The sequence below is a fragment of the Aurantivibrio plasticivorans genome (assembly GCF_055392955.1).
Genome location: NZ_AP036020.1, coordinates 3511410 through 3533445, shown reverse-complemented (window position 1 = coordinate 3533445; position 22036 = coordinate 3511410). Strand labels below are relative to the sequence as shown.

Annotated in this window: 16 protein-coding genes and 1 tRNA gene; 9 read left to right on the top strand and 8 right to left on the bottom strand. The window is 49.2% G+C overall.

All coding sequences use genetic code 11. The annotated features are described in order from the left end of the window. Positions 1–181 precede the first annotated feature (181 nt). From ACZ5NB_RS15735 to rpoD, 4 genes are all read right to left on the bottom strand, one after another. Positions 182–258: transfer RNA gene (locus tag ACZ5NB_RS15735), tRNA-Ile, on the bottom strand. Positions 259–723: 465 nt separating this feature from the next. Further along, the gene (locus tag ACZ5NB_RS15730; protein ID WP_460233209.1) at positions 724–1269 is read right to left on the bottom strand and encodes a hypothetical protein; all 546 of its coding nucleotides are present in this window, start codon (positions 1267–1269) and stop codon (positions 724–726) included. A gap of 152 nt (positions 1270–1421) precedes the next feature. Then, entirely contained in the window at positions 1422–2387 is a 966-nt protein-coding gene (cysK, locus tag ACZ5NB_RS15725; RefSeq protein ID WP_460233208.1) for a cysteine synthase A, read from the bottom strand. A gap of 143 nt (positions 2388–2530) precedes the next feature. After that, a complete protein-coding gene (rpoD, locus tag ACZ5NB_RS15720) occupies positions 2531–4384 on the bottom strand; it encodes an RNA polymerase sigma factor RpoD (RefSeq protein WP_460233207.1) in 1854 nt (617 codons plus the stop codon). Between the two features lie 439 nt (positions 4385–4823). On the opposite strand from rpoD, the gene ACZ5NB_RS15715 reads away from it, so the two are divergent. After that, positions 4824–6842: a sodium-translocating pyrophosphatase gene (locus ACZ5NB_RS15715; RefSeq protein WP_460233206.1), complete on the top strand. Its 2019-nt coding sequence runs from the start codon at positions 4824–4826 to the stop codon at positions 6840–6842. Positions 6843–6954: 112 nt separating this feature from the next. Here ACZ5NB_RS15715 and ACZ5NB_RS15710 read toward each other — a convergent pair whose 3' ends face one another. Beyond that, positions 6955–7545 (bottom strand): hypothetical protein, encoded by a 591-nt coding sequence (locus ACZ5NB_RS15710; protein WP_460233205.1) that lies wholly within the window; start codon positions 7543–7545, stop codon positions 6955–6957. Positions 7546–7744: 199 nt separating this feature from the next. Between ACZ5NB_RS15710 and ACZ5NB_RS15705 the strand changes: the two genes are divergently transcribed. After that, positions 7745–8071: a hypothetical protein gene (locus ACZ5NB_RS15705; RefSeq protein WP_460233204.1), complete on the top strand. Its 327-nt coding sequence runs from the start codon at positions 7745–7747 to the stop codon at positions 8069–8071. A 70-nt stretch (positions 8072–8141) separates the two neighbouring features. Here ACZ5NB_RS15705 and ACZ5NB_RS15700 read toward each other — a convergent pair whose 3' ends face one another. Both ACZ5NB_RS15700 and ACZ5NB_RS15695 read right to left on the bottom strand, forming a co-directional pair. Further along, entirely contained in the window at positions 8142–9122 is a 981-nt protein-coding gene (locus ACZ5NB_RS15700; protein ID WP_460233203.1) for a LysR substrate-binding domain-containing protein, read from the bottom strand. 186 nt (positions 9123–9308) lie between these two features. Beyond that, a complete protein-coding gene (locus ACZ5NB_RS15695; protein ID WP_460233202.1) occupies positions 9309–10571 on the bottom strand; it encodes a 6-phosphofructokinase in 1263 nt (420 codons plus the stop codon). Positions 10572–10758: 187 nt separating this feature from the next. Between ACZ5NB_RS15695 and mpl the strand changes: the two genes are divergently transcribed. Together mpl and ACZ5NB_RS15685 are read left to right on the top strand one after the other, a co-directional pair. Then, positions 10759–12141 (top strand): UDP-N-acetylmuramate:L-alanyl-gamma-D-glutamyl-meso-diaminopimelate ligase, encoded by a 1383-nt coding sequence (gene mpl, locus ACZ5NB_RS15690; protein ID WP_460233201.1) that lies wholly within the window; start codon positions 10759–10761, stop codon positions 12139–12141. 98 nt (positions 12142–12239) lie between these two features. After that, the gene (locus ACZ5NB_RS15685; protein WP_460233200.1) at positions 12240–12863 is read left to right on the top strand and encodes a flavin prenyltransferase UbiX; all 624 of its coding nucleotides are present in this window, start codon (positions 12240–12242) and stop codon (positions 12861–12863) included. Between the two features lie 40 nt (positions 12864–12903). Here ACZ5NB_RS15685 and ACZ5NB_RS15680 read toward each other — a convergent pair whose 3' ends face one another. Further along, complete coding sequence (locus ACZ5NB_RS15680; RefSeq protein WP_460233199.1) at positions 12904–13491, bottom strand: FHA domain-containing protein; 588 nt, start codon at positions 13489–13491, stop codon at positions 12904–12906. A gap of 120 nt (positions 13492–13611) precedes the next feature. Here ACZ5NB_RS15680 and ACZ5NB_RS15675 point away from each other — a divergent pair, with 120 nt between their 5' ends. From ACZ5NB_RS15675 to ACZ5NB_RS15655, 5 genes are all read left to right on the top strand, one after another. Then, positions 13612–15357, top strand: a complete 1746-nt coding sequence (locus tag ACZ5NB_RS15675; protein WP_460233198.1) for a protein kinase domain-containing protein — start codon at positions 13612–13614, stop codon at positions 15355–15357. Between the two features lie 164 nt (positions 15358–15521). Beyond that, the gene (locus tag ACZ5NB_RS15670) at positions 15522–18113 is read left to right on the top strand and encodes an efflux RND transporter permease subunit (protein ID WP_460233197.1); all 2592 of its coding nucleotides are present in this window, start codon (positions 15522–15524) and stop codon (positions 18111–18113) included. A gap of 175 nt (positions 18114–18288) precedes the next feature. Beyond that, positions 18289–18804: a (2Fe-2S)-binding protein gene (locus tag ACZ5NB_RS15665; RefSeq protein WP_460233196.1), complete on the top strand. Its 516-nt coding sequence runs from the start codon at positions 18289–18291 to the stop codon at positions 18802–18804. Further along, positions 18804–21008: a xanthine dehydrogenase family protein molybdopterin-binding subunit gene (locus tag ACZ5NB_RS15660; RefSeq protein WP_460233195.1), complete on the top strand. Its 2205-nt coding sequence runs from the start codon at positions 18804–18806 to the stop codon at positions 21006–21008. The genes ACZ5NB_RS15665 and ACZ5NB_RS15660 overlap by 1 nt, the downstream gene beginning before the upstream one ends. Before the next feature lie 51 nt (positions 21009–21059). Then, positions 21060–22022: an XdhC family protein gene (locus ACZ5NB_RS15655; RefSeq protein WP_460233194.1), complete on the top strand. Its 963-nt coding sequence runs from the start codon at positions 21060–21062 to the stop codon at positions 22020–22022. Positions 22023–22036: the final 14 nt, after the last annotated feature.

Sequence of the window (22036 nt, the reverse complement as noted above, 5' to 3'; positions counted from 1 at the left end):
AGGTCTCTCGAATATGACTGTTTGGGATATGTAACCCCAGTGTAACCCTGGAAAAATCAGCGTTCAGCATTTCGTCGAGTTGGATTTGGTGTGGATGCGTCAGGGTTACGTCTTTCTGAACCCCGGCGGGAAGGATAAAAAACAGAATTTGCTTCTAACTATCTGATTTTAAAGGTTTAAATGGTGGGCCTGCTCGGACTTGAACCGAGGACCTAACGATTATGAGTCGTGTGCTCTAACCAACTGAGCTACAGGCCCATTTAAACTTTTTTACCCCTGGCCTATTGATTATGAGTCGACTGCTCTAACCAACTGAGCTAAGGGACCTTTGACTTGTTATTTTTCGCGAGTGCTGCGTTGCGTGCGCGGTTCGGGCGGTCATGTATTTTGTATACACTTCCTTCCTCACCTGTGCGGCACCTTGCTCTCGCGAAAAACTCCGGCGTCAATACCGGTTAATTACTTGAGCTTCGGCTGAAGCCGCGATTCTTCGTTGCGTGCTCAGGATTTTCGGTCACATACTTTAATGTATGCTCCTTCAAATTCTTGCGCGGCGCTTCGACTCCCGACTTCACCCTTTGCTCACCCGTTTGAGGGGCGAGCGAGAATTTAAGGTCTGTATCAACAGGGTCGCGCATTATAAAAGGTAAAAGCCGGGATGGCCAATATTTGAGGAGGGAAAATCAAGGGCATACTGCGACGTGCAGTATGCCCTGGGTTCTGCTATTCAGTGGGCGAGAGCTCACCGTATTTGTTACCGGTTGGAATGGCGGGCTTGAATTGAATGTGGCAGCTTTCGCAGAGCGCTACTAAGTCGTCACCTGCGAGGTTAATTGCTTCAATATCACGGGTGCCCACGGCGGTTAGGGTTTGCTTACCGACTTGTACTAGCTGATCAGAAAACGCTTGCCACCGTGCATCGCTTGTCCAGGTTTTATCCATTGGCCCCGTTCCGGGGATTTTTAACAGAGAACCGGCCACTTCCAGTTGGTTGGCTAGGTATTCTAACCTGCGCCACTCTTCATCTGATTGAGGGTTTTTCCAGGCAGCTACCCAAATTGGGTCTGCAGCTTGGTTGACCAGCGCCACCATCAATTCATTTAAGCTGATTGGCAGTTGGGGTTCGGGTGCTGGAGCGGTTGCTACTGGACTGGCCACAGGAGCGGGTTGTTGTACTTCTTGCTCTCCACAGCCAGATATTGTTCCAATCGCGAATACGAGAGGTAAGGATAACCAGGTTAATGATTGTCGTGATCGTGTTGAGCTCATTGCATCTCCTCATGGGTCTTGTAGAAGGTTGTAATGGCGCTTCTCAAATCATTCGCCACTACTTTCAGTATGATTACTGCGCAGTGGCGAACTATGATGTCGATCAAGTAGGTGTGAAATTTTATGTAAGCCGCTGGCGGCTGCGGCAAAGGCTACTGGACGGTTTCGTTATCTGTAAATTGCCCTTCAAATAACGCGGTTGTGAGGTAGCGTTCTGCTGAATCCGGAAGGATAACTACAATGTTTTTACCCGCGTGCTCCGGCTGCTTTGAGACGCGATCAGCGACAGCCATAGCGGCTCCGCAGGAGATGCCGGCAAGAATACCTTCTTCTTTCATAAGCTTGTGTGCCCAGGTCATGGCGTCTTCGTTACTCACTTGCTCAACTTGGTCGACCATGTCGAGGTCTAGGTTGGCAGGTACGAAGCCGGCACCGATGCCTTGAATCTTATGGGGGCCGTGTACCGGCTCCTCGCCTTTTTTAGCCGCCGTGATCATGGTTGTGGAGGAGGGTTCTACGGCCACCGTGGTAATGGCTTTACCTTGGACATTTTTGATGAATCGTGAAATTCCGGTCAGTGTCCCGCCTGTGCCAACGCCACACACGAGTACGTCGATTTCACCGTTGGTATCCTCCCAGATTTCTGGCCCGGTTGTTTTTTCATGCGCTTCAGGGTTGGCGGGGTTGTCGAATTGGCTCGGCATCCAATAAGTACCGGGCTCTGACTCCATAATTTCTTTTGCTTTAGCGATTGCCGCAGGCATGCCTTTCGCGCCTTCGGTCAATACGATGTTTGCGCCCAACGCTTTCATTAATTGACGGCGCTCCAGGCTCATGGTGCTAGGTAGGGTTAGGGTGATAGGGTAACCACGTGACGCTGCGACGAACGCAAGCGCAATGCCCGTATTGCCGCTGGTGGGCTCGATAATTTTCATGCCTGGCTTTAATACGCCGCGTTTTTCGGCGTCCCAGATCATGTTTGCACCAATACGACATTTCACCGACATGGCGGGGTTACGATTTTCAAGCTTGGCGAATATCTTGCCGTCGCTAATGCGATTGATTTTAACCAGCGGTGTATTGCCGATGCTGAGGCTATTGTCGTCAAAGGTACTCATAGGTGGATCCTTTTCTCGTGTCGTTGAGTCGAGGCTAGTTATGTTGCGGTTGAATGGAGGCAGATTGTAACCAAAACGGCCCAAGAATAAATAGGGCCGCTAAAGCGGCCCTAATATCGAATGTGCATGAGATTATGCGGAGACTATTCGTCGAGGAAGCTGCGCAGGTGATCTGAGCGCGAAGGGTGGCGCAGTTTACGCAACGCTTTGGCTTCGATCTGTCGAATACGCTCACGGGTTACATCGAACTGTTTGCCCACTTCTTCCAGGGTGTGGTCAGTATTCATGTTGATGCCGAAGCGCATGCGCAACACTTTCGCTTCGCGAGCAGTCAGACCCGCTAAAACTTCTTTAGTCGCTTCCGTTAGACCTTCACCGGTGGCTGAATCAACGGGCGATTCAATGGTGTTGTCTTCAATAAAATCGCCAAGATGCGAATCTTCGTCGTCACCGATGGGTGTTTCCATCGAGATAGGCTCTTTGGCGATCTTCAGCACACGGCGCACCTTGTCTTCTGGCATATCCATGCGCTCGCCTAATTCTTCCGGCGTAGGCTCGCGACCCATTTCTTGAAGCATTTGACGTGATACACGATTGAGCTTGTTAATGGTTTCAATCATGTGCACAGGGATACGAATGGTGCGTGCTTGGTCGGCAATCGATCGAGTAATGGCCTGGCGAATCCACCACGTGGCGTAAGTCGAGAACTTGTAACCACGGCGGTATTCAAACTTGTCTACCGCTTTCATCAAACCGATGTTGCCTTCTTGAATCAAATCCAAGAACTGTAGGCCACGGTTGGTGTACTTCTTCGCAATGGAGATCACCAAGCGTAGGTTGGCTTCAACCATTTCTTTCTTGGCTCGGCGAGCACGCGCTTCACCGATCGACATGCGACGGTTGATTTCTTTAATGGTGGCGAGATCTAGGCCGCTTTCTTCTTCTACCTGAATTAGCTTACGTTGCGAACGCATGATATCCATGGTGTAAGGACGTAGTGCATCCGAGTAGTCGCGCTTTTTCTTGATGACGTCGGGGATCCACTCTTCGTTGATCTCGTTGCCAGGGAATTCTTTAATAAACGTTTTGCGGGGCATTCCGGCGTCACGCACGCAAAGCGCCATGATGGCACGCTCTTCTGCACGCACACGATCAAGAATGTCGCGAATGCCGCGATACATTGGGTCAAATTGACGAGGTGGTAATTTGAAGAACTTGAATATTTCTCCCAATGCTTCAAATTCTTTGCCAGCCTGTTTAGAGTCTCGGCCGTGTTTATCGATAGCCTTGAGGGTCTTAGTCAACTGCTTGGCTAAGTTGTCAAAGCGTTCTTTAGCCTCAGCTGGGTCTACACCGGATGTTTCTTCTTCGTCAGAATCTGCCGAATCATCGTCATCATCATCGTTTTCGTCAGCTTCTTTCGCTGCAGCTTCCTCTTTGGCTTTTTGGGCATTCAGAATCTCAGCCGCCGAGGGCACTTCTTCAGCAGGGTCTAACCAGCCAGCAATTACATCGACTAGGCGTCGCTCTTCTTGCTCGACAAGGTTGTATTCTTCAACGATCTTTTCGACAGCACCGGGCCAGTAAGCCATTGCGTGCATTAATTCACGAATGCCTTCTTCGATACGTTTTGCGATAGCGATTTCGCCTTCACGAGTCAACAGCTCAACGGTGCCCATTTCACGCATATACATGCGTACTGGGTCAGTGGTGCGACCGGCTTCGGTTTCCACCGCAGCTAGGGCAGCCGCGGCTTCGGCGGCGGCAATTTCATCGGCAGAAGAGTCGCCATCTGTCATCAGTAACGATTCAGCATCCGGTGCAGTTTCAAACACCTGGATACCCATGTCGTTGATCATCTGAATGATGTCTTCTACCTGATCTGGATCGGAGATGTCTTCTGGGAGGTGATCGTTAACTTCAGCGTAGGTAAGGTAGCCTTGCTCTTTACCACGAGCGATCAGTTCTTTGATTCGGGATTGTTTATTTACAGACATTAGCGTCCTTCGGTGCGACTGTGTGAACGTGTAGAAGGTGAAAAATGCAAACACGCAAGTATAGCCCATATATGGTGCCACGATCCAGATTATCAACCCTTATCAAGGGAGTATTCTTGGGTCCTATAGTTGTTGCTTAAAATTTGCTCAATTTGGCGTTGTGGCTCACAGTGGATGGCTTAATGGTTTAGTTTTGTCGTGGCGATAGGCGTTTGCTGTGGGGGGCGAGGTCGCATAGAATCGTTGGCGATCCGTTAGTGGTTTGCGGTTATCGGGTTTGAGATTCTCGGTTAGTGCAATGGGATAATTCCCGCTCAAGAACTTGTTTCACCCTTAAGAATGAAGTGAGCCGCTATCGACAATGCTTAGTGCGTTACAGCATGTAGTGCTGGTTTGAGCAACGCCGTCCGGTTCAGACAATAATGAACTAGGAGTGAGTATGGATCTTTCATTAATTCCCCCTGCGCTTGGCGTCGCGGGGCTCGTCGCTGCATTTATCATCTATCTGCTTGTTAAAAAATTTCCCGCCGGAGAAGGCACGGTAAAAGAGATTGCCGATGCGATCCATACCGGCGCTATGGTGTTTATGCGTCGCGAGTACACCATTTTAGGCACCTTTGCTGTGCTCGTTGTGGTGCTGCTCTTCATAGGATTTCAGAGCTGGCATACCCCAGTCGCTTTCATCGCTGGCGCTGCATGCTCTGCCATTGCCGGTTACATTGGTATGTATACCGCCACTCAGGCAAATGTTAGAACAACCATTGCGGCCAGTACCAAGGGTGCACCTGAAGCTCTCAGCGTGGCTTTTTATGGCGGATCTATCATGGGGTTGGTGGTGGCGTCCATGGGGCTGTTAGGGCTAGGCACTCTCTATTACTTTTTTGGTGGCGAGCACGCTGAAGCTATCCATGGTTTTGGTATGGGAGGCTCTGTCGTCGCATTATTTAGCCGCGTCGGCGGCGGGATCTACACCAAGAGCGCCGATGTGGGTGCCGATTTGGTGGGTAAAGTAGAAGCGGGCATTCCTGAAGATGACCCGCGAAACCCGGGGGTGATTGCAGATAATGTGGGCGATAATGTCGGCGATGTGGCTGGGATGGGCTCGGATATTTTTGAGTCCTATTGCGGCTCGATGATCGCCTGCATTGCCATTGCCTCCACCATGGGTATGGCCACGCTGACGGCGATGAAAACGGATTCAGCTGAACAATTAATGTCGTTACCGTTGCTGCTCGCGGCAACGGGTTTGATTTGCTCAATCCTTGGTATCCTCCTTGTACGCAGTATGTCGTCAAAGGCGCCGGATGTGGCGCTGCGCTTCGGAACTATCGGTGCGGCCGTCATTTTCATCGCTGCAGCCTACCTGGTAATTTTCACGCTTAAACTCAATATCAACATCTGGTGGTGTGTGGTCTGCGGTGCGGTAGGTGGGATTGTGATTGGTTTAATTACCGAGTATTACACCGGTGGCAAGCCAGTAGAGAAGTTGGCTTCGGATGGTGAGACAGGACCTGCCACGGTGATGATTTCTGGTTTGGCGACTGGGATGGAATCCGTCGTAGTTCCGGTGTTAATTATCGCCGGTATTATTTTTGGCACGAGCTCGCTGTTACCTGAAGGGGCTGGTGTCTACGGCGTGGGCATTGCGGCGGTAGGTATGCTCTCGACCGTGGGTATTACCATGGCGATCGATGCGTATGGCCCTGTTGCGGATAACGCAGGTGGCATTGCTGAAATGGCTGAGATGGGTGAAGAAACTCGCAAAATAACCGATGGGCTCGATGAGGTAGGCAATACCACCGCGGCCATTGGTAAGGGGTTTGCGATTGGCGCCGCTGGTCTGGCAGCTTTGGCGATCATTGCGGCCTTCATAGAAACGGTAGAGCACAACGTGCCGGGTTTTACCTTGGATGTGAGTGACCCTCTAGTGCTCATGGGTATGTTCATTGGCGGTATTTTCCCGTTTTTAGTGAGTGCACTGACGATGCGAGCCGTTGGCGATGCCGCATTCGACATGATCAAAGAGATTAGGCGGCAATTTAGAGAAATCCCCGGCTTGATGGAGGGTACTGCGAAACCAGATAGTGGTCGTTGTGTCGATATAGCGACGCAGGCGGCCCTGAAAAAGATGGTTGCCCCAGGGGTGCTAGCCGTAGCCGCGCCAGTGGTTGTGGGATTTTTGTTAGGCCCAACGGCATTGGGTGGCATGTTGTCGGGCGCGTTGGTGACGTGCGTTTTGATGGCGTTAATGATGGCCAATGCTGGAGGAGCGTGGGATAACGCTAAGAAATACATCGAGAAGGGTAATCTCGGAGGTAAAGGTTCGGATACCCACAAAGCCGCTGTGGTGGGCGATACCGTGGGTGACCCGTTTAAAGATACTTCGGGTCCGTCGATGAACATCCTGATTAATGTGATGGCCATTGTCAGTTTGGTCATCGCGCCACTCTTGGGCTAGGGCTAGTGAGTGAAGGTAAATCTCCGTCGATGGCCAATCTCAATACCGCAAAGAAAAACCCCAGGTGTCTGCCTGGGGTTTTTTCTTTTGAGTCGCTTCGTTCTATCTATTGTTATGGGTTCTCCTGAGCGTATTTTTTGAGCTCTTCTACCAACGTTTTATCTAATTGTTGTAAAAACTTTTCCACGTCATCGCTGGCTTGCTCGGCATCCTCTTGAAGTTGTTCGGCAGCTTCATTGATTTCTGTCGCCGCCACCTGCGCAAACTCCTCGCCCATTTTGCGAAATTCTTCCGCTGACTCTGACAGTGTGTCTTGAAGCTGGTCAAGAGACGCGGTGAATAATTGCTTAATAAATGCCTTGCGTGTTTCGTTCGCCCGAACTTTCCATTCACCGTCTTGTTGAACCAAGTATGTGGGGGTGGTGTAGTGCGCTGTGCCGCTAGCTTCTTCTATCGATAAGTGTGTCACGACGCGCGCGTGCTGGCCCTCTATAACCGCTTGTTCGAAGTGAACCGTGCTTGCAAGGTTGGGGTCAAAATAGCTCTCAACACCTCGTTCTCGTTGATCACTGACAAGCAGCTGGCGCTTTATCTCTTCCCCGTTTAAAACGCTTTGCCAGTATGACTCTGCAGTATCAGTAGGGGTCGACTCACCACATGCGGTGAGCATAAGGCTAAATAATATTAAGACGAATAAACGCATATCTGTTCCAGTTGAAAATCCTTATAAAAGGTGACGTTAAGAGGACAGTCGGTCAATAAGAAAAACTAAGTTTGCACTAAGATTTAATAGATTGTGGATAGTTCCTCGCCTACCTAGACTGCAGCCGTGTTGATGCCGGGTTGCCGAGTGTCACAAATCTGTTTTTGTTATTTTATTTTCTTATTGAAGGGGTGCAACAATGAGCACGCAAATTATATCACGAGTATTCTCGAGGCACGCTGCCGTGAGCGTATTGATGGTGGCTGGTTTAGCTGCAATATCACAAGGCGCTATGGCAAACAAATCAGCTTACGGGGATTTGCTAACAAAATGTGGTGAGGAAATCCGAAAGCAAGGTTATGCCGACGCGACCATTAAGCTGGGCAAGAAGGTGAAGTCAGGTTCGAGCTACAAGTTCTGGATCGATATTATTGAGCCAGGGCAAAAACGCTCAGAAGCGGCAACGGCCTACTGTGAAGGCAGTCATCGCCAAGCAGAAATTGCTAAGTTTGAAATTAAAAAGTAAGTCAGTGTTAAGAAAGCGTTAGTTTAGAGGAAGTCGACACAATCCCCTGCTCCCCGTCGGCTTCCTTGTTTTATTGGGGATTTGCGGATTCTGCTTTTCGGCTCAAATCAAAAGTGTAATGTCCTCTAATACTTTGTGTGGAAGCGAAAAGCCACTTCTTAAACAGCTCTGCTGCATCTGAGCTAGATTCTTCTTCCGGCGATATTAAGTAAAACGACATTTTCCCCGGTACACTTTCTGGAAATATTACCTCCAGATTTTGACCAAGGATCGAATTGTTCAAAATATCTTCGTCGACAACGCCAATGCCTTGCCCATCTTGAATTGCATATACCATGGATTGTATGTCTGAGCATACGATGCCCGAGCTTGTATCGAGGTGTGTCGGCCCTATATAACGAGCCCACATTGTCCAGGTGTTGTAATCGCGAAAGTGCACGAGATTGAAATTACTTAACTCCTCAATATTCGAAGGAATAGACAGCGCGCCTCTACGATTTTTTAACCGCCGTGGGTTGTAAACGCCAAACAGCTGGCTATCAAATAATCGTTCATGTTTTAACCCGTTTACGACAAATACTTCGTCATCACTGGGCTTATCGTTGAATAAGTAGGTGCGAATTGCACAATCAAAGTCGTCTTTCTTGAGATCAATTAGCTCTAGAGAGGAGTGTAAGCTGACAACAATATTGGGGTTGCGGCGGTGAAACTCACCAAGTTTCGGTGCAAGCCAACTGGCGGTAAAGGTGGGCATGGCGCTGACGCGCAAAAATTCTTTATTCTCATTTTTAATTTGCCCGACGGCTTGGGTAATGTCGGCAAATGCTTGCTCCAAAGAGGGGAGTAACTCTTTTCCTTCAGTTGTCACTTCTAAGCCATGCGTGGTGCGATGAAAAAGCGCAACGCCCAAATGGTCTTCAAGGTTTTTAATCTGTTGGCTTACCGCGCTTGGAGTAACGCTTAGCTCTTCACTCGCTTTTTTAAAGCTCAATAATCGAGCAGCTGTCGCAAAAGCCCGAAGGGCATTGAGTGGAGGTAGTGAAGATGGCATGGGGAGCCCCTCAAACGTTGGACTTGTATTCTACAAGCCCATTTTTTTTGCTGCAATCACATCGCTGTCGTCGGTCTGCGCTCTTTGGTTTAGGTGGCGAGTAGCAATTAGAGTCGGGTGCGAAGTGGTAGAACTAAAAAAGCCACCCAAAGGTGGCTTTGCTAAGTGTTGCAGTTTGCGCTGCATTTACACTTTAAATGCCTTTTTGATTTTTTTCGGAACCATAACGCCTTTTAATGTTGCATATTGAGGTACGCCATTTTTATACGGGGGGTAGCTTTCGCCCTGAATCAATGGCGCAAGGTATTCTCGGCAGGCGTCGGTAATGCCGAAGCCGTCACGGCTAATAAAATTGCGCGGCATCATTTTTTCGACGTTGGCAACTTTTTCTAAAGGTGCCTCTTCGATTTTCCAGCGGTATTTTTTGCTTTTTTGGCGGATGATGGCTGGCATTACTGAGTTTTTACCGGCAAGTGCCATTTCTACAGCGGCTTGGCCTACAGCGTAGGCTTGCTCAACATCAGTTTCGGATGCAATGTGACGTGCGGCGCGTTGCAAATAGTCGGCTACAGCCCAGTGATATTTGTAGCCGAGTTCTTCTTTAACCATGTTGGCAAGGGTTGGTGCGACGCCGCCCAACTGTGTGTGGCCAAAGGCGTCTTTGGTGCCGGCGTCGGCCAAAAATTTACCGTCTTTATATTGCGCACCTTCGGAAGCGACAATTGCGCAGTAGCCGTATTTTTTAACGCATTGTTGCACGCGTTTCATGAACTTTTTACGGTCGAACGCAATCTCGGGGAACAGAATAATGTGTGGTGCATCGCCTTCTTTTTGAGCGGCCAAACCACCCGCTGCAGCAATCCAGCCAGCGTGACGACCCATCACTTCCATTACGAATACTTTGGTTGACGTTTCACACATGGAGGCGACATCTAAGCCTGCTTCCTGGATAGATACAGCAACGTACTTCGCGACCGAGCCGAAACCGGGGCAGGTGTCTGTAATGGGCAGGTCATTATCAACGGTTTTTGGAACGTGAATGGCTTGAAGGGGGTAGCCCATTTTTTCAGAGAGCTGAGAAATCTTCAGGCAGGTATCCGCAGAGTCCCCACCGCCGTTATAAAAGAAGTAACCAATATTGTGCGCTTTAAAGACTTCAATCAGACGTTCGTATTCAGCACGATTGTCTTCCAGGCTCTTGAGCTTATAGCGGCAAGAGCCAAATGCGCCAGACGGCGTGTGCTTTAAGGATGCGATGGTTTTTGCCGACTCTTTACTGGTGTCGATTAGCTCTTCACGTAGAGCGCCAATGATCCCGTTTTTGCCGGCATATACCTTGCCGATTTTGTCTTTATTCGCACGCGCAGTCTCAATAACTCCGCAGGCACTTGCGTTAATGACAGCAGTGACACCGCCGGATTGTGCGTAAAAGGCATTCTTCTTAGCCATGAAATCTCCCAGATTGATGGTTTGGCGCTCGTAAAGGTGCGCTATTCTAACGAAATCGTCGCTTGAGTGTCACCGTGAGTGGGTAAATAACGCGCGAATGAACCGCTTCTCGGTGACGGGAGCAATTGCTATTTTGCCTTTCTCCACCGTGGTAAGCTTTGCGCCGAATCAACGAGTGAGTTAGAAGATGCATATTCACATTCTCGGTATTTGCGGTACTTTCATGGGGAGCCTGGCGCAGCTGGCGAAGGCACAAGGCCATCGCGTGACCGGTGCCGATGTTCATGTTTACCCTCCAATGAGTACCCAGCTTGAAGAAGCGGGTATAGAAATTATCGAAGGTTATTCGCCTGAGCAATTATCACCCGCACCGGATCTAGTCGTGGTCGGCAATGCAATGAGCCGAGGCAACCCCGCCGTTGAAGCATTGCTCGACTCCGGTATTCGGTATGTTTCCGGTCCGCAGTGGCTTCATGATTTTGTACTCCAAGGCAAATGGGTGCTGGCCGTGGCGGGTACTCACGGTAAAACTACGACGAGTTCAATGTTAGCCTGGATTCTTGACGATGCAGGCATGGAGCCGGGCTACTTAATTGGTGGAGTGCCGGGGAATTTCGGCCATTCAGCTCGCTTGAGTGACTCCTCTCCGTTTTTCGTTGTAGAAGCTGACGAATACGATACGGCTTTTTTCGATAAGCGATCTAAGTTCGTTCATTACCTTCCACGCACTTTGGTGTTGAATAACCTGGAGTTTGATCATGCGGATATCTTTCCTGACCTATCCGCAATTCAACGCCAGTTCCATCATGTGGTGCGAATTGTGCCCAACAATGGTTTGGTGGTTTACCCGAATAATGCACCAGCGTTGGATGAAGTTATCGACATGGGGTGTTGGACGCCCACTCAAACCTTGGCTTTAGAGGGAAGTGGTGATTGGCAAGCAAGTTTGATTAATCCAGATGGCTCTAAATTTGATGTCTATTTTCAAGGCGAGCTGTGTGGTTGTGTCGAGTGGGATGCAACGGGAAATCACAACGTTCAAAACGGCTTAGCCGCTATTGCTGCGGCACGACATGTAGGTGTGCGGCCTGAAACAGCGGTTAATTCACTGGCGAATTTTGCGGGCGTAAAGCGTCGCATGGAATGTTTGGGGCAAGTCGGTGATGTGTTTGTTTATGATGATTTTGCTCACCATCCAACGGCAATTGCTACAACATTGGCGGGGTTGCGAGCGAAGGTAGGTGAGGCAAAAATTATTGCCTTGATTGAACCGCGCTCGAATACCATGCGCATGGGAGCGCATAAAGCTAAATTGCCCCAAGCGACACGAGATGCAGATCAGGTTTTTTGGTATCAACCGCCAGCTATCGATTGGTCTTTAGATGATGTCGTGTCAGCAAGTGAAGCACCAGCCGAGCTAATGCGCGATATCGATGAATTAATTCGTCGTACTGTATTAAGAGCATCCGAGTGCGAAGCAGGGGGTAAAGGCGCTCATATCGTTATCATGAGCAATGGTGCTTTCGGCGGCATTCATCAACGTCTGCTCGCAGCCTTAAAAGAAAAATAACGGCGACTGCTTTATTTTTTTGGCACACACCAGAGTCAAAATTGAAAGCTGACTCCAAGTAAAAGTACGCACAAGTAAAAGCACTGAAAGGAAATTCAATGAGCAATTATCATGATGGTTTCGATCAAACGGTCACCTTAGCGATGAGCGGGGCGTCGGGTGCTCAGTATGGTCTGCGGTTGTTGGAATGTTTAATTGCTGCAAATTGCCGCGTCTACGTAATCATATCAAGAGCTGCTGAAACTGTTATCGCAACAGAAACCGATATTGAATTACCAGACACCTTTGCAGCGCAACAACGTTTTTTATCTCAACTATTCAATGCAGATGAAGGGCAATTAATTCTGTTAGAACGTGAGGATTGGTTTTCGCCTGTCGCGTCCGGTTCTAGTTCGCCAAGTGCTATGGTTATCTGCCCGGCAAGTGGTGGCACTCTGTCGGCCATCGCAACGGGCGCAAGTAATAACTTAATCGAACGCGCAGCCGATGTTGCTTTAAAAGAGCGGCGCCAATTGATTATCGTGCCCCGTGAATCGCCTTACTCTGAAATCCATTTAGATAACATGTTGAAGCTGACTCGGATGGGCGCGGTTATCATGCCTGCAAGCCCGGGTTTTTATCATCAGCCGCAGTCGATAGAAGACTTAATTGATTTTATGGTTGGGCGCATCCTTGATCACCTCGATATTGAGCAAACAATAATGCCCAAGTGGGGTGAATAGATATCTTCGTTCGCGTTTAGTTGCCAAATAAATAGCGAATCTAGCCGTTTAGAAATTGCCGCAAGATGGGTAAGGCAAAATAGCCTAAGCCTAATATCGCAATAGCAATGCCTGCACCGGTAATAATACCGAGCCATGATGATTGCTTCTCAAGCGGCTCAATTCGGTTGCCGGGCGATGTCGGGCGTGTTTTAAATCGTGGTTGTCCCTGGTCGATATGGGTTTTAATTTTGGGTTTTTTTAAGGTCTCTGGGATAGCAACCACCGGGCGAATGCTGGTCTTGTCATCGTCAGCATTGTTTGGCCCGCTAATCTGAAACTCAAACTCTTCGATACGTACCTTGTCCCCCGGAAGCGCAGTATGTGCCTTTACCGGTTCGTTATTGACGAAGGTGCCATTCACCGAGCCGAGGTCTTTAACGCTCAATCCGCTGCTTAACACTTCGCATTCGGCGTGACGACGGGATACGTGGTTGCTGGGAAGAATGAGGTTGCACTTCGGGTCACGTCCAATAATGAATCGACCCTGGGTGATGGGGAATTCTTCTCCTGTCGACCAGCTACCGCAAGCAATAAGCGACCAGCCTGTCGTCTCGCTGGGTGCTTCGGGCGCGCGTTGTGCATGCATGCTGGGCTCTCCGTCTGTATTCAGGACACCGCTAAGTATAGAAGAGTCCGCACTTAAACGCCGGAAAAATCCCATATTTTGACTACGCTTAAGACTGGTGTCATTTCAAAAGGAACCAGTGTGGAAGCGTTGGAATTAGAGGGATATCAATTCGGCGACAAAATTGGCGAGGGCGGTATGGCGGCCGTATACCGCGGTCAGCAACTATCGCTAGCGCGCCCGGTGGCTATCAAAGTGCTGAATCAGCAGTTACACCAACACGGCCAGGTATTTGAATCCTTTGAGCGTGAAGCGGTTATTATCGCTCGCTTGAGTCACCCCAATATTATTCAAGTCATCGATCGCGGTATGACAAAAGAGGGAACCCCCTTTTTTGTCATGGAATATGTGGATGGCGTAGAGCTTGGCAAATTACTGCGAGGCGGGACTCTACCGCTACAGAAAAAAATTGATGTCTGTTTGCAGATATGCCGGGCATTAAGTTATGCCCACAAAAATGGTGTCATTCATCGCGATATTAAACCCAGTAATATTTTGGTCAACAAAGATTTTACGATCAAAGTGTTGGATTTTGGTATTGCCCAGTTCTTTGAGGATGCCCAGCACAGTCAAACACTAGATACTGATGACGGTGAACGAAATGGGGGAGATGCATCCGAGGCGGCCAGTGTCACTGGTGAAGTCATGGGAACGATCAATTACATGGCACCGGAGCTACAAGATCCCACGGTCATGGCCGATGACAAAAGTGATATCTATTCCCTGGGTGTCATGCTTTACGAAATATTTTCTGGGCACAACCCTACTAGTGCGGAGCGTCAACAAAAACCGGACAATGCGCCGTTGCCACAAGCTATCGCGCCAACTGTTCAGTCGTGTATGCGAATGGATCCACAAGCGCGCCCCGATTTGCAAGCAATTCAGAATCAATTGTTGTTGTTTTCTCGCGGTTCACATCTAGACAAAAAACGAGCCGCTCGAGCTAAGGCATCAGTCAATAATAAAAAAACATTTGCGTTGCTCGATATACTTCGAGAAGCAGAGCACTATGCGATTTATCTGTTTGTGGAGAAAAATACTGGGCAGCAGCTGGTCGTTAAAAAATTTACCAACGATGACAATGGCTTTGTCATGGGTAAAAAAGTAGCGAAGCTTGCGCACGATAATATTCTGCGTGTTCACGGCAGTTCTAAGAATAACAGGACAGTTATTCAAGTAATGGATTATGCCGCGGGTGGTAACCTACAAGAACGGATGGTGCGGCCATGGTCGGTTGAGCAGTTTTTAACTCTGGGCATTCAGTTAAGTAGTGCTCTGAGTTATGCGCACTCGCAGCATGTTCTTCACGGTAATCTGCGGCCGAGTAATATTCTATTCAGTGATCAACAGCGATCACAGATCACCGATTTTGGTTTGCCTCATGGAGAGCCGCAGGATGATACCCGCAACAAGCGCAGGGTGATTCATTCTCAAGCCTACCGTCCACAGGGTGAGCCACTATGCCCGCAGAGCGATGTGTACAGCTTAGGTGTAATTTTCTATCAGCTATTGCTTGGGCAATTGCCAAAATTTCACAACGGTAAACTCGACATTACCCGTGCCATGCGGCGCTTGCCCCAGGACTTACAGCAGCTCATGCAGCGCATGTTGGAGCCTGACCTCAGTCAGCGAATGGCGTCGATGCAGGTTGTATTCAATGAACTGGAACAACTACAGGGTGAGATGCCAACGTGCGCCAATACATCAAGGGTAATGCCTCACGCTGAAGAGCATCACATCAAATCTTCTAAAGCCTTTTGGTCGGCAGTCGCTTTGGTTGTCATGGTATCGGCTGTAGCGGCTATCTATTTCTGGCCCATGGGCTAATACGCGCGGCTAAATTTGACGCCCTATGGCGGTATCCCCCCGCGAAATAACCCCCTACAATAGCGCGCTGAACTTCTAAGTGTGAAAACTTGTCTAGCCGTAACCACAGCGCAGGTGGCTATGGAGCGAGGGTGAGTTGATGGAATAATAATCAGGCGGATTGCATGCGGGAATCGATAGTCAACATATACGACAAACTTATTTTAGGGCGCCCATTGGTCACCCTCATTGTGGTGCTTTCATTATTGGTGGGCCTAGCGGCTGGCTTGCCACGTTTTAAATTAGATGCATCCGCTGATTCTCTTACCTTAGAGCACGATACTGATCTAGATTATTTTCGCGAGATCTCATCACGCTATCAAAGCGGTGATTTTCTCGTTATCACCTATAAACCGCATGCGCCGCTGTTTTCAGATGAAGCATTAAATACTCTGCAAGCCTTGCGTGATGAATTGTTGCAGCTGCACGGTGTGGTGGGTGCAAATACGATTCTTGATGTGCCGCTACTTTACAGTCCATTGCAGACCTTAGACGAAGTTTTAGAAAGTGAGCGAACATTACTAACGCCCGGTGTTGATCGCGAGATGGCCAAGCGGGAATTCCAAGAAAGCCCGATTTATCGAAAACTTATTCTTGGCCCGGATGGCGATACCACCGCGATACAACTCAATCTCGAAGTTGATAACAAGTACACCGAATTAGTTCGCCATCGAGATAGTTTACGTAAGAAGCGTGATACCGAAGGCTTGACCGACGCTGAATCTCAGGAGTTGGCGGACGTGTCAAAAACCTTTTTGGATTATCGAACGCAAAAAGATGCGGAGGCCCATGAGCGAGTAGCGCAAGTGCGGGAAATTGTTGCGCGCTACCAAGACCGAGCTGATATTTTTATCGGTGGTGTGACGATGATCACCGCCGACATGATTCAATTTATCAAAAGCGATATGGTGGTTTTCGGTGCGATTGCAGCCGCTTTCATCTTGCTAATGATGGCTATCATCTTTCGTCAATTACGTTTTGTTCTTATCCCATTTTGCACTTGTGTCATTACCGTCACCATGATGCTGGGCTATTTGTCCTGGCTGGATTGGCGTATGACGGTAATCTCCAATAATTTTGTCGCGCTGCTATTAATCTTGACCTTGGCCATTACTATCCATTTGGTTGTACGTTATCGGGAGCTACATGCCAAACATCCGGATTGGTCTCAGCGAGCCTTAGTGTTGCAAACGGTACGATTTATGGTGGTGCCGTGTTTGTATACCACGCTAACGACCATCGTTGCGTTTGTGTCTTTAGTGGTAAGTGATATTAAACCGGTCATTGACTTTGGTTGGATGATGACTATTGGTTTGATGGTCGCTTTTGCGATGGCGTTTATCTTTTTGCCGTCAACGTTATTGTTGTTGCCTAAAGGAGAGCCTAAAGATAAAGGCGATAACTCCGGTGCAATTACTATGATTTTTTCTCGTTTCACTGAGAAGCATGGGAATGCTGTGGTTATCTTCTCGGTATTGATTGCCGCAACGACAATTTATGGTATGTCGCGTTTGGTCGTTGAAAACCGACCCATCGATTACTTTCATGAATCAACTGAAATATATCAAGGCATGGTGGTTATTGACCGCAACTTTGGTGGCACTACGTCGCTGGATATTATTCTTGATGTACCCGTTCGCTCAGCTGAAGACGAAAGTGCGATTGGCGAAGACCCTTTTGCTGAGGATGATCCGTTCGCTGTCGAGGACGCTGGGTTTGAAGATGATCCCTTTGCGGAAGAAGACCCTTTCGCAGAATCAGATCCATTTGGAGAAGACGATCCTTTTGCTGAGAATGAAGAAAGTAAAAAGGAGCTGAAAGAAAGCTACTGGTTCAGCAATGCAGGACTTTCAGAAATCGAACAGCTACATGACTACCTTGATAGTTTGCCGGAAGTCGGCAAGGTGCAATCACTTGCCATTGCGTACAAGGTTGTGCGTGATATTTACCGTGGCCCATTAAACGATTTTGAACTTGCCGTTTTGCAAAATGAATTGCCGGACAATGTCAAAGCGCTGTTGGTTGACCCGTTCCTTTCTTATGAAGCCAATCAAACTCGCATCACCTTACGTGTTGAAGAGACGAGTGGCAATTTGCGTCGTGTCGAACTGATTGAAAAAATTCGTGCCTATGCGGAAAACGAAATGGGTTTGCAGTCAGAACAAGTCAAATTCACAGGCTTGTTAAAGCTATACAACAACATGTTGCAAAGTTTGTTTACGTCACAAATTGCGACTCTGGGTGCTGTGTTTTTGGGTATCATGTTGATGTTTTTGGTGTTGTTCCGTTCCTTTACGTTAGCGTTATCCGCCATTATCCCTAATATTCTAGCGGCGGGCGCTGTGCTGGGGTTCATGGGGTTGGTTGGTATTCCCCTGGATATGATGAACATTACGATGGCGGCAATCACCGTGGGCATTGGGATTGATGATGCGATTCACTATATCCACCGCTTTAAAACCGAATTCGCGGTGGATCGCAATTACCTCAATGCGATGCATCGCTCGCACGGCTCAATCGGCCGAGCAATGTACTACACGTCAGTTACCATTACGGCGGGTTTCTCGGTGCTTGTATTATCGGAATTCATTCCATCGGTCTATTTTGGCTTGCTCACCAGTATTGCCATGATCGCAGCGATTGTTGGTTCGCTGACATTACTGCCAAAACTGATTCTTATCCTCAAACCGCTAGGGCCGGAAGAGCCAGCGGCCTAGGGTTCCCCACACTCCTTATCCCTGCCGGGCGCGCATCGAATGGGCGCCTGGCTAATTTCCGGGATGTTGTTGCGACCAAAGAGTTTTCACTCCTTTACTGGAGGTGCTGTCGGCACGGGCGTAAAATCCACCGGTATCTTACTTTCTCTCATTTGTCTGATGACAAGGTACTGACATGATTCAATTCACCTTAAATGGCGAGCCTGTTTCCCTCCCAGAAGATATCGACCCAACGACACCGTTACTGTGGGTGGTCCGCGAAACCCTGGGGCTAACCGGTTCCAAGTTTGGTTGCGGTCGAGGGTTGTGTGGTGCATGCACCATGCACGTGGGTGGCCGTGCATTGAGGACCTGTCGCATGCGTGTGTCCTCAGTCGAGGGTAAATCGGTAACCACCATCGAAGGTTTAGGTGGAAATCATCCTGTTCAGCAAGCTTGGTTCGATAACGATGTTCCGCAATGTGGTTTCTGTCAATCAGGACAAATTATGTCGGCGGCGGCATTGCTAGAAACAACCCCTAACCCGACTGACGAGGATATCGACCGCGCGATGTCAGGGAATATTTGTCGTTGCGGCACCTATGGCCGAATCCGCAAAGCGATTCATGCTGCAGCAGGCGCAGTCAATACCTGGGTTCCAGGGGCAGAAGACAAAGTATCCGGCGTTGCTCAGCAGGAGGTGTCAGAATAATGAAATTCACTCGACGCAAATTGTTGGTAGGTACCGGTGTCGTTGGCGCAGGTTTGGTATTGGGAATTAGCTTGCGTGGCGGCGACAAGCCGCTGCCGCACCAAGTTGCGGGCAGCTTTCAACCCAATGCGTGGCTGCAAATAACTCCTGAAGGCCGCGTCATTTTTCAAATGGATAAGGCTGAAATGGGGCAGGGTGTCTATACCAGCCTCACTACAATCATCTCCGAAGGTTTAGATTATCCGCCTGCCGAGATTGACATTGAAATGGCGGGTGTGCACCCGGCCTACGCCAATGCAGCCCTCGGTATGCAGGTTACGGGCGGGAGCACCAGTGTCACTACCGCATATAGACCCTTGCTTGAGGCAGGGGCTAAGGCACGGCAATTATTGCTCCACGCGGCAGCGGCCGAATGGGGTGTTGCGGTTGATCGCTTAGAGACGCAATCAGGCCAAGTTGTCGATACCGCCTCCAATCGCAAAGCGCCTTACGAAAAATTTGCCTCTACCGCGCAAGCATTGCTTGATAGCGGATCGGAAATCCCTCCAGCCAAATTACCCGATCCAAAAAGTTATCGCTGGATTGGCCAGTCTCTTTCTCGCTTTAACACTGCGGGTAAGCTCGATGGCAGCTTACCTTTTGCGGGTGATATGCAAATGGATGGGATGAAGGTCGCGATGGTAATTCGTTGCCCGCACTTTGGTGGTAGCGTGAAAAGTGTCGATGCCAGTCAAGCCGAAACGCTGCCTGGCGTGGCGAAAATTTTCTCCATCTACAATGGTGTTGCTGTCGTCGCCGATGGCTACTGGCAGGCCCTGCAAGCGACTAAAGCGATTAACGTTGAATGGGATAAAGGCCCGTTGGTCAATGTGAGTTCCGCCAGTATCCGCGCAGCACAAGAGAAAGCGATCGCTGAACCGGAAAAGCTAATCGACGTGGTTGATGAAGGTGACGTCAGCGCAGTTAGCGGTGATAAGCAAGTAAGTGCAGTTTATGGAGTACCGTATCAGCACCATAGCACTATGGAGCCGCAAGTGTGTGTGGCATTGGTTAAAGACGGTCGCTGCGAAGTGTGGACACCTAACCAGGCACCCGATTTAGCGCAGTCGCTCATCGCGCAATTTACGGGAATGGAGAAGAAAGACATTACCGTCAATACAACATTTTTAGGCGGTGGCTTTGGTCGTCGCGCAATGACGGATTACGCGGCGGAAGCCGCCGTCATAGCTCAAGCGATGCCTGGTACGCCGATTAAACTGCAATGGTCACGCGAAGATGATATGCAGCATGATTTTTATCGCCCTTCCAGTTTGCACAAGCTGAGTGCAACCATTGCAAGCAGTAGCGAAGTGACTTCTTGGCAACACCGTGTCAGTTCTGCCAGCATTATTAAAGGCTTCGCTTCGGCGATTATGGACAGCTACATGCCCAGCTGGCTGCCAGAAAAAATGGCTGATGGTTTGGGACGCTTTGCAAGCAATGTGATGGCCGGGGCCGATAAAACTATCGCCGAGGGTGCCGCGATTCCATACAGTATCGGCAATCGTAAAGTCGATATTAGCCTCCAAGACCCAGGTATCCCGTTAGGGTTTTGGCGGTCCGTGGGGCACTCCCACACGGCATTCGCTGTCGAAAGTTTCATGGATGAAGTGGCACATGCGGCGAGCCGAGATCCTGCCGATATTCGTCGAGCTTATTTACAAAATCACCCGCGCCACCTAGGGGTTTTGGAGGCCGTGTTAAAAGCGTCCAACTGGGGAAATGCGCCAGAAGGGGTAAGTCAGGGGCTAGCAGTCCATGAGTCCTTTAGTTCATTCGTTGCTGAAGTTGTTGAAGTCCGGCAAGTGGATAACAGTTACCAGATCGAACGTATTCTATGTGCGGTCGATTGCGGGCGAGTTATCAATCCAGACGGTGTTGTCGAGCAAATTGAAAGTGCGGTCAATTATGGATTGAGTGGTGCATTAAAACCCGGTGTTGAGATTGCGGAAGGGCGTGTCGTGCAAAGTAATTTTCATGATTTATCGGTATTGCGTATGCGCGAATCAGCGCCAATTGAAGTGGTTATCGTGCCTAGCGACGAACATCCAACGGGCGTGGGGGAAATTGGGTTACCGCCAGTTGCGCCAGCGTTAGCCAATGCCTTGTTTGCCGCTAGCGGAAGGCGCCAACGTGAGTTGCCATTGCAACTAAAAATATCCTAGATGGCCCTTTTTATAAAATTCTACAGAATAAAATGTAAGTAAAACGCCAATATGTACAGTTTGGATTTAGATGTATTTAGTACACTGATCGAGTGGTTGAAACGCGGTGATGATGCCTGGCTTTGTACCGTATCTTCCACATGGGGTTCTGCACCACGTGAAGTGGGTTCGCTGATGGCGTGCAACAGCCGAGGTGAGCAATGTGGTTCACTTTCAGGTGGTTGTATCGAGGAAGATTTGCTGCAAAAAGTAGCCGCCGGCCGAATTGCCAAGACGCATGCGCAATATATTCTGTATGGTGCCGATCCAGAAGAGGCTGAACGCCTCAAATTGCCTTGTGGTGGCACGCTGGGTGTTTTGATTGAACCGGTAAAAGAGCAAGCCTGGTTAGACGAAATGCGCCAGGCGTTGGAAAATCGCGTGTGCATTACACGAGAAGTTGATTTTGACAGTGGTGTGCAACGCCTCCAACCCGGTAAACACGGTCTGCGTTTTGATTTGCAATTAAAAAGTCACTCGCCGTCACATTTACATCAAATTTATGGCCCACAATTCCACCTCTTTTTAATCGGCGTGAGTGAAGTGACACGAGCGTTGGCTAAGTTTGCTTTGCAAATGGATTATCGTGTGACAGTGTGTGATCCTCGCCCTGAGCTTATTGCACAGTGGAACGTTGATCATGTAACGCTGTTGCGAGCGATGCCTGACGATGCACTACTCGAACATGCGAATGATACGCGTTCGGCGATTTTGGCATTAACTCACGACCCACGCATCGACGATATGGGGCTGCTAGAGTCATTTAATACTCAGGCTTTTTATATCGGCGCAATGGGATCACAGCGCACATCGTCAAAAAGACGGGAGCGATTGCTTAGCCTCGGTATTGAGGCGCAACAATTGGAAAAATTACACGCGCCGATAGGGTTGGCAATTGGCAGTAAAACTCCAGCCGAAATCGCTATCGCTATTTTGGCCGAGCTCACTCAAGTGCGGGCGCGCACCACGCTTTGACGTTTTGAATCAAC